The organism is Kribbella pratensis, from assembly GCF_004366075.1.
In the GTDB taxonomy this organism is placed as follows: domain Bacteria; phylum Actinomycetota; class Actinomycetes; order Propionibacteriales; family Kribbellaceae; genus Kribbella; species Kribbella pratensis.
Map to the genome: position 1 here is coordinate 1,112,635 of NZ_SODU01000003.1, position 9,091 is coordinate 1,121,725.

General features: G+C 66.9%; 3 protein-coding genes. 1 reads left to right on the forward strand and 2 read right to left on the reverse strand.

Features of this window, described 5'->3' with window-relative positions; translation table 11 throughout:
- The first annotated feature begins 245 nt into the window (after positions 1–245).
- Positions 246–1,271 carry a type IV toxin-antitoxin system AbiEi family antitoxin domain-containing protein gene (locus EV137_RS29630; protein ID WP_134131560.1) on the forward strand — a complete coding sequence of 342 codons (1,026 nt, stop codon included), beginning with the start codon at positions 246–248 and terminating at the stop codon, positions 1,269–1,271.
- Between the two features lie 171 nt (positions 1,272–1,442).
- Here the strand turns inward: EV137_RS29630 and EV137_RS29635 are convergent, their stop codons facing one another.
- Both EV137_RS29635 and rpoB read right to left on the reverse strand, forming a co-directional pair.
- Positions 1,443–5,303 carry a DNA-directed RNA polymerase subunit beta' gene (locus tag EV137_RS29635; protein WP_133789417.1) on the reverse strand — a complete coding sequence of 1,287 codons (3,861 nt, stop codon included), beginning with the start codon at positions 5,301–5,303 and terminating at the stop codon, positions 1,443–1,445.
- Positions 5,304–5,371: 68 nt separating this feature from the next.
- The gene (rpoB, locus tag EV137_RS29640) at positions 5,372–8,854 is read right to left on the reverse strand and encodes a DNA-directed RNA polymerase subunit beta (protein WP_134008532.1); all 3,483 of its coding nucleotides are present in this window, start codon (positions 8,852–8,854) and stop codon (positions 5,372–5,374) included.
- Between the last annotated feature and the right edge of the window lie 237 nt (positions 8,855–9,091).

Consider the following 9,091-nt stretch of genomic DNA (forward strand, 5'->3'; position numbering starts at 1 on the left):
GTACTCCCCAAACCGGTTCGGGGACGAGACCCATCCAAACCGGGGAGGATCATCCCCCCGGATCGAGCTGCTCGACTCCCCGAACCGGTTTGGGCGAGGGAGGGTGCCACGAGAGTTCGGCGTCGGAAGGGGGTGGTGGCTCGCATCGGGTGTGCACAGGAGGCGAATGGTCGGGCGGGACAGGTGGCGGGCGGTGCATCTTCTCTGGCAGCGGATCCGCAGGCGATCCGTCGAGAGGAGTCGCCATGCGAAACGTCGAAGCGGTGCGGGACGCCGACCAACCTGACGAGACGGCCGAGAGACTGACCCGATTGTTCAGGGAGCTGCGTCAGCGGCAGTCGGGCGCCTTCAGCAGACAGCAGGCGGTCGCGCACGGGATCACGGACAAGGTCCTTTCGCGGCGGTGCCGTGCGCGGCAGATTCAGCGGGTCCACGGCGGTGTGTACGTCGACTTCACCGGGCCGCTGCCGTGGGAGACCAGGGTCTGGGCCGCTTGGCTCGCCTACGCCCCGGATGCCGCCCTCACCGGAGCAACGGCGCTGCGCTGGTACGGCGTCGAGGAAGTTCGAGGAGACGATCGCATTCACCTCGCGGTACCGCATCCGCGCAGGGTCGACCAGCGGGCCGGGATTCTCGTCAGCCGCCATCGCGGTTTCGCAGCGCAACTACACGGTTCCCGGACACCCCCGATCGTGCGGATCGAGGTCGCGGCTCTGATGAGAGCGAGCGCCGACCCGAACGCTTCCCGGCAGGCCGCTCTGCTACTCGATGTCTGCCGTCAGCGCGCCACTACTCCCCAGCGTCTGCTCGCCGAACTCGACTCGCTCACCAGACTGCCCGCTCGCCAGGTGCTCCGCCGGATCGTGCTGGACGCGGCGGACGGTGTGCAGTCGTTCCTGGAGCAGGTCTACTTGCGCCGAGTCGAGCGGGCGCATGCCCTGCCGACCGCTGAGCGACAGGTCCGTGTCGAGTCGACGGACGGGTCTGGCCGAAGGGTCCGATATCGCGATGTCCGGTACTCGCCCTACGGACTCGTCATCGAGCTCGACGGGCACGCCGGTCATTCGGACTCCGAGTCGCGGTGGCGCGACATGCACCGGGACAATTCCACGGCGATGAGCGGCGAGCTGACCCTGCGATTTGGCTACCAACTGGTCGACGAGCCGTGCCTGGCAGCCGCACAGGTGGCTACTGCCCTCCGCCTTCGAGGCTGGGCCGGCACCGCGCGCGCCTGCTCGGCCAGTTGTTCCGTCGCTCGCAACGCCGCCTAGCCAGTTTGGGGAGGTTGTTCTCCCCAAAACGGGCGGTTGGCCTCCCCAAACCGGTTTGGGGAGCCAACGGCCAGGGGTTCGGAGACAGCGCGAGGGCGGCGCCTCCCGGTTCGGGAAGCGCCGCCCTTGGTATCAGTTCTTCATCGCCCGCGGGGGGCGTGGTGACTCGGCTCAGTTCTGGTAGGAACCGAGGTCGAAGTCGTCGAGCGGGACCGACTGACCGCTGGACGGGCCGAAGTCGTAGTCGTACGACTCGTAGCCGACCATCGAGTACATCGCGGCCTTCGCCTCCTCGGTGGGCTCCACCCGGATGTTGCGGTACCGGTCCATGCCCGTACCGGCCGGGATCAGCTTGCCGATGATGACGTTCTCCTTCAGACCGACCAGCGAGTCGGACTTGCCGTGGATCGCGGCCTCGGTGAGGACGCGGGTCGTCTCCTGGAAGGAGGCGGCCGACAGCCACGACTCGGTCGCCAGCGAGGCCTTGGTGATACCCATCAGCACCGGACGACCGGAGGCCGGCGTACCGCCCTCGGCCACGACGCGACGGTTCTCCGCCTCGAACATGATCCGGTCCGCCAGCTCGCCCGGCAGCAGGTTCGCCTCGCCGGACTCGATCACCGTGACCCGGCGCAGCATCTGCCGGACGATGATCTCGATGTGCTTGTCGTGGATGGCCACACCCTGCGACCGGTACACCTCCTGGACCTCGTCCACCAGGTGCTCCTGCGCCTTGCGGACACCCAGGATCCGCAGAACCTCCTGCGGGTCCGGCGTACCCTGCGTCAGCTGCTGACCGACCTCGACGTGCTGACCGTCCTCGATCAGCAGGCGGCCACGCTTCGACACCGGGTAGGCGACCTCCTCGGAACCGTCGTCCGGGGTGAGCACCAGCTTCCGGGTCTTGTCGGTGTCCTCGATCGCGATCCGGCCCGCGGCCTCCGAGATCGGCGCCTTGCCCTTGGGCTGACGCGCCTCGAACAGCTCGACCACACGCGGCAGACCGTGGGTGATGTCATCACCCGCGACACCACCGGTGTGGAAGGTCCGCATCGTCAGCTGCGTACCCGGCTCACCGATGGACTGGGCCGCGATGATGCCGACCGCCTCGCCGATGTCGACCGGCTTGCCGGTCGCCAGCGAACGGCCGTAGCACTTCGCGCAGGTACCGGTCTTGGCGTCACAGGTGAGCACCGACCGGACCTTGACCTCTTCGATCCCGGCCGCGACCAGCTTCGCGATCGACACGTCGCCCAGGTCGGCGCCGCCGGCGAGCACGACGTTGCCGTCGGCGTCCAGGGCGTCGGTGGCCAGGGTCCGCGCGTACGCGCTGGTCTCCACGTTCTCGGCGTGCACGACCTTGCCGGACGGGTCCTTCTCGCCGATCTGCTTCGGCAGGCCCCGCTCGGTGCCGCAGTCCTCCTCGCGGATGATCACGTCCTGCGACACGTCCACCAGACGACGGGTCAGGTACCCCGAGTCGGCGGTCCGCAGCGCGGTGTCGGCCAGACCCTTCCGCGCACCGTGGGTGGCGATGAAGTACTCGACCACCGACAGGCCCTCACGGAAGTTGGACTTGATCGGCCGGGCGATGATCTCGCCCTTCGGGTTGGCCACCAGGCCACGCATACCGGAGATCTGCCGGATCTGCATCATGTTGCCTCGGGCTCCCGAGTGCACCATCATCCAGATCGGGTTGTCCTTGGCGAAGTTCTCCTCCATCGCCTTACCGACCTCGGCGTTGGCGCCGGTCCAGATCTCGATCAGCTCCTGACGCCGCTCGGACGAGGTGATCAGACCCCGCTCGAACTGCTTCTGGACCTTCTCGGCCTGGGACTCGTACCGTGCCATGATCTCCGGCTTGGACGGCGGCGTGCTGAAGTCGTCGATCGACACCGTCACGCCGGAACGCGTGGACCAGTAGTAACCGAGGTCCTTCAGCGCGTCCAGGGCGTGCGCGACCTCGACCTTGGTGTACCGCTCGGCCAGGTCGTTGACGATCCCGCCGAGCTGCTTCTTGCCCACCTCGGTGTCGACGAACGGGTAGTCCGTCGGCAGCGCCTCGTTGAACAGCGCCCGGCCCAGCGTGGTCTCCAGCGCGAAGCCGCCGTTCGCCGTCTCGGCCGCGTCCTGCGGTGCGGCCGAACCGTTGAGCCGGATGGTGATCTTGGCCTGCAGCGACAGCTCGTTGCGGTCGAAGGCCATCATCGCCTCGGCGACCGAGCTGAACGCCCGGCCCTCGCCCAGGGCGCCTTCCTTCAGCATGGTCAGGAAGTAGATGCCGATGATCATGTCCTGGGTCGGCATGGTGACGGGACGACCGTCGGCCGGCTTCAGGATGTTGTTCGTCGACAGCATCAGGATCCGGGCCTCGGCCTGCGCCTCGGCCGACAGCGGCAGGTGCACCGCCATCTGGTCGCCGTCGAAGTCCGCGTTGAACGCGGAGCAGACGAGCGGGTGGATCTGGATCGCCTTGCCCTCGATCAGCTGCGGCTCGAACGCCTGGATACCCAGCCGGTGCAGGGTTGGTGCACGGTTGAGCAGGACCGGGTGCTCGGTGATGACCTCTTCCAGCACGTCCCAGACCTGGGCGCGCTGACGCTCGACCATCCGCTTGGCGGACTTGATGTTCTGCGCGTGGTTGAGGTCGACCAGCCGCTTCATCACGAACGGCTTGAACAGCTCCAGGGCCATCGCCTTCGGCAGACCGCACTGGTGCAGCTTCAGCTGCGGGCCGACCACGATGACCGAACGGCCGGAGTAGTCGACGCGCTTGCCGAGCAGGTTCTGACGGAAGCGGCCCTGCTTGCCCTTGAGCATGTCGGACAGCGACTTCAGCGGCCGGTTGCCCGGACCGGTGACCGGACGGCCACGGCGGCCGTTGTCGAACAGCGCGTCGACGGCCTCCTGCAGCATCCGCTTCTCGTTGTTGACGATGATCTCCGGCGCGCCCAGGTCGAGCAGTCGCTTGAGCCGGTTGTTCCGGTTGATCACCCGGCGGTACAGGTCGTTCAGGTCCGAGGTGGCGAACCGGCCACCGTCGAGCTGGACCATCGGCCGCAGGTCCGGCGGGATCACCGGAACGCAGTCGAGCACCATGCCCATCGGGCTGTTGTTCGTCGCCAGGAACGCGGTGACGACCTTCAGCCGCTTCAGGGCGCGGGTCTTGCGCTGGCCCTTACCGGTCTTGATCGTCTCGCGCAGGTTGTCCGCCTCGGCCTTCAGGTCGAAGGTCTCCAGCCGGCGCTGGATCGCGGCGGCGCCCATGGCGCCCTCGAAGTACTTGCCGAACCGCTCCTTCATGGCGCGGTAGAGGATCTCGTCGCCCTCGAGGTCCTGGACCTTCAGGTTCTTGAACCGGGTCCAGACCTCGTCGAGGCGGTCGATCTCGCGCTGCGAGCGGTCGCGCAGCTGCTTGACCTCCCGCTCGGCGCCTTCCTTGACCTTGCGGCGTACGTCGGCCTTGGCGCCCTCGGCCTCGAGCTGCGCCAGGTCCTCCTCGAGCTTCTTCATCCGCTGCTCGATGTCGTTGTCACGACGGTTCTCGAGCTGCTTGCGCTCCACGTCCACGCGACCCTCGAGCGAGGACAGGTCGCGGTGCCGCGACTCCTCGTCGACGTCGGTGATCATGTACGCCGCGAAGTAGATGACCTTCTCCAGGTCCTTCGGGGCGAGGTCGAGCAGGTAGCCGAGCCGCGACGGGACACCCTTGAAGTACCAGATGTGGGTGACCGGCGCGGCCAGCTCGATGTGGCCCATCCGCTCGCGGCGCACCTTGGAGCGGGTGACCTCGACGCCACACCGCTCGCAGATGATGCCCTTGAAGCGAACGCGCTTGTACTTGCCGCAGTAGCACTCCCAGTCCCGGGTGGGACCGAAGATCTTCTCGCAGAACAGACCGTCACGCTCGGGCTTGAGCGTCCGGTAGTTGATCGTCTCGGGCTTCTTGACCTCGCCGTGCGACCACTGGCGGATCTCATCCGCGGTCGCAAGGCCGATCCGAAGCTCGTCGAAGAAGTTCACGTCGAGCACGATGTGTTATCTCCCGTTGCTAAAAATGGTCTGAGTGAGTTGGTTGTTGATCTCAAGCGGCAACCCGCTCAGACCTCCTCGACGCTGTTCGGCTCGCGCCGGGACAGGTCGATGCCCAGTTCCTCCGCTGCACGGAAGACGTCCTCCTCGCTGTCGCGCATCTCGACGCGGCTTCCGTCGGACGAGAGCACTTCCACGTTCAGACACAGGGACTGCATTTCCTTGACCAGAACCTTGAAGGACTCCGGGATACCCGGCTCCGGAATGTTCTCGCCCTTGACGATCGCCTCGTACACCTTGACCCGCCCGACAACATCGTCGGACTTGATGGTCAGCAGCTCCTGCAGCGCGAAGGCGGCACCGTAGGCCTCCAGGGCCCACACCTCCATCTCGCCGAACCGCTGGCCGCCGAACTGGGCCTTACCGCCCAGCGGCTGCTGCGTGATCATCGAGTACGGACCGGTCGAACGCGCGTGGATCTTGTCGTCGACCAGGTGGTGCAGCTTCAGCATGTACATGTAGCCGACGCCGATCGGGTCCGGGAACGGCTCACCCGAACGACCGTCGAACAGCTTCGCCTTGCCCTGCCCGTTGACCATCCGGACGCCGTCCCGGTTCGGCAGCGTGGAGCTGAGCAGGCCGGTGACCTCCTCCTCCGTGGCGCCGTCGAACACCGGAGTGGCGACGTTCGTCATCGGCTCGGCCGCACCGGCGCCGATCTTGATCAGCCGCTGCGCCCACTCCTCCTCGTTCTCCGGGTCGACCTCCCAGCCGCGGCTGGCGATCCAGCCGAGGTGGGTCTCCAGGACCTGGCCGACGTTCATCCGGCCGGGCACGCCCAGCGGGTTCAGGATGACGTCGACGTGGGTGCCGTCCTCGAGGAACGGCATGTCCTCGACCGGAAGGATCTTCGAGATGACGCCCTTGTTGCCGTGCCGGCCGGCCAGCTTGTCGCCGACCGAGATCTTCCGCTTCTGGGCGACGTACACCCGGACCAGCTGGTTGACGCCCGGCGGCAGCTCGTCGCCGTTGTCCCGGTCGAAGACGCGGACGCCGATGACGGTGCCCTCCTCGCCGTGCGGGACCTTCAGCGACGTGTCGCGGACCTCGCGCGCCTTCTCACCGAAGATCGCGCGCAGCAGCCGCTCCTCCGGGGTCAGCTCGGTCTCGCCCTTCGGCGTGACCTTGCCGACCAGGATGTCACCGGTGGTGACCTCGGCGCCGATCCGGATGATGCCGCGCTCGTCCAGGTCGGACAGCATCTCGTCGGAGACGTTCGGGATGTCCCGGGTGATCTCCTCCGGACCCAGCTTGGTGTCGCGGGCGTCGACCTCGTGCTCCTCGATGTGGATCGAGGTCAGCAGGTCCTGCTGTACGACGCGCTGGCTGAGGATGATCGCGTCCTCGTAGTTGTAGCCCTCCCACGTCATGAACGCGACCAGCATGTTGCGGCCGAGGGCCATCTCGCCCTCGTCGGTGCACGGACCGTCAGCCAGCGGCGTACCGATCTCGACCCGCTGACCGGCGTCCACCAGCGGGCGCTGGTTGATGCAGGTGCCCTGGTTCGAGCGGCGGAACTTCGCCATCCGGTAGGTCTGGTACGTGCCGTCGTCGGCGGCGATCTCGATCAGGTCGGCCGAGACCTCCTTGACCACACCGGCCTTGTCGGAGACGACCACGTCCCCGGCGTCGACCGCACCGCGGAACTCCATGCCGGTACCGACCAGCGGGGCGTCCGAGGTGATCAGCGGCACCGCCTGGCGCTGCATGTTCGAACCCATCAGCGCGCGGTTGGCGTCGTCGTGCTCGAGGAACGGGATCAGCGCGGTCGCCACCGACACCATCTGGCGCGGCGAGACGTCCATGTAGTCCACGTCGTCGACCGGCACGAGCTCGACCTCGCCGTGCCGGCGACGGACCAGCACGCGCTCCTCGGCGAACCGGTTGTCGTCGTTCAGCGCGGCGTTCGCCTGCGCGATGACGAACCGGTCCTCCTCGTCGGCGGTCAGGTAGTCCACCTGGTCGGTGACCTGGCCGTCGACGACCTTGCGGTACGGCGTCTCGACGAAGCCGAACGCGTTCACCCGGCCGTACGACGCGAGCGAGCCGATCAGACCGATGTTCGGGCCTTCCGGCGTCTCGATCGGGCACATCCGGCCGTAGTGCGACGGGTGCACGTCACGGACCTCGAAGCCGGCCCGCTCACGGCTCAGACCACCCGGGCCGAGCGCGTTCAGCCGGCGCTTGTGGGTCAGGCCCGCGACCGGGTTGGTCTGGTCCATGAACTGCGACAGCTGGGAGGTGCCGAAGAACTCCTTCAGCGCCGCCACCACCGGACGGATGTTGATCAGGGTCTGCGGCGTGATCGCCTCGACGTCCTGGGTCGTCATCCGCTCCCGGACCACGCGCTCCATCCGGGCCAGGCCGGTGCGCAGCTGGTTCTGGATCAGCTCGCCGACGGTCCGCAGCCGGCGGTTGCCGAAGTGGTCGATGTCGTCTTCCTCGACCACGATCTCGCCGGTCGGGGCGGGCAGCTCGGTCTTGCCTTCGTGCAGCGCGACCAGGTACTTGATCGTGGCGACGATGTCGTCGACGGTCAGCACCGCCATGTCGTGCGCCTCGTCACGGCCGAGCTTCTTGTTGATCTTGTAGCGGCCGACCTTGGCCAGGTCGTAGCGCTTGCCGTTGAAGTAGTAGTTCTCCAGCAGCGCCTGCGCGGCCTCGCGGGTCGGCGGCTCACCCGGACGCAGCTTGCGGTAGATGTCCAGCAGCGCGTCGTCCTGCCCGGAGGTGTGGTCCTTCTCCAGGGTCAGCCGGATCGACTCGTAGTCGCCGAACTCTTCCAGGATCTGCGCGTCGGTCCAGCCGAGCGCCTTGAGCAGGACAGTGACGTTCTGCTTGCGCTTGCGGTCGAGGCGGACGCCGACCATGTCGCGCTTGTCCACCTCGAACTCCAGCCACGCGCCGCGCGACGGGATGATCTTGGCGGTGAAGATGTCCTTGTCGGACGTCTTGTCCGGGGTGCGCTCGAAGTACACACCGGGCGAGCGGACGAGCTGGGACACGACGACCCGCTCGGTGCCGTTGATGACGAACGTGCCCTTGCGCGTCATCAGCGGGAAGTCGCCCATGAAGACGGTCTGGCTCTTGATCTCACCGGTTTCGTTGTTCATGAACTCGGCGGTGACGAACAGCGGCGCGGAGTAGGTGACATCCCGCTCCTTGCACTCGTCGACCGTGTTCTTCGGAGGCTCGAAGCGGTGGTCGCGGAACGACAGCGACATGGTGCCGCTGAAGTCCTCGATCGGGGAGATCTCCTCGAAAATCTCTTCCAGGCCGCTGGGGCCGGACAGGTCCGACCGCCCCTCGGCCTCGGCGGCGGCCACGCGGGCCTGCCACGTTTCGTTACCGACCAGCCAGTCGAAACTGTCCACCTGCAGCGCAAGCAGATCCGGAACCTGGAGAGGTTCGGAGATCTTCGCGAAGGAGATGCGGCGGGGGCCGGTGACGTTGGAAATGCTGTCGGACTGGGGGTTGCGCGAGGCGACCAAGGGGCGTCCTTCCACGGGCTCGCAAAATCACATCGGTGCTGGGAGCGCACGCCAAGCCGCCCCAGTCAAGTTGAGAACTCGAGCGAGGGCGAGAGAAAAGGCAGCGCAAAGCAATAGGCTACATGATCCAGGCAAGCCTGTCCAATGGGGTCCAACAGTTTGCCGTCGGACCACCCTCTCCGTCAAGGACCGACCCGGAGTCTCCAGTGGGTAGATCACCCACGAGCCAACCGGCGC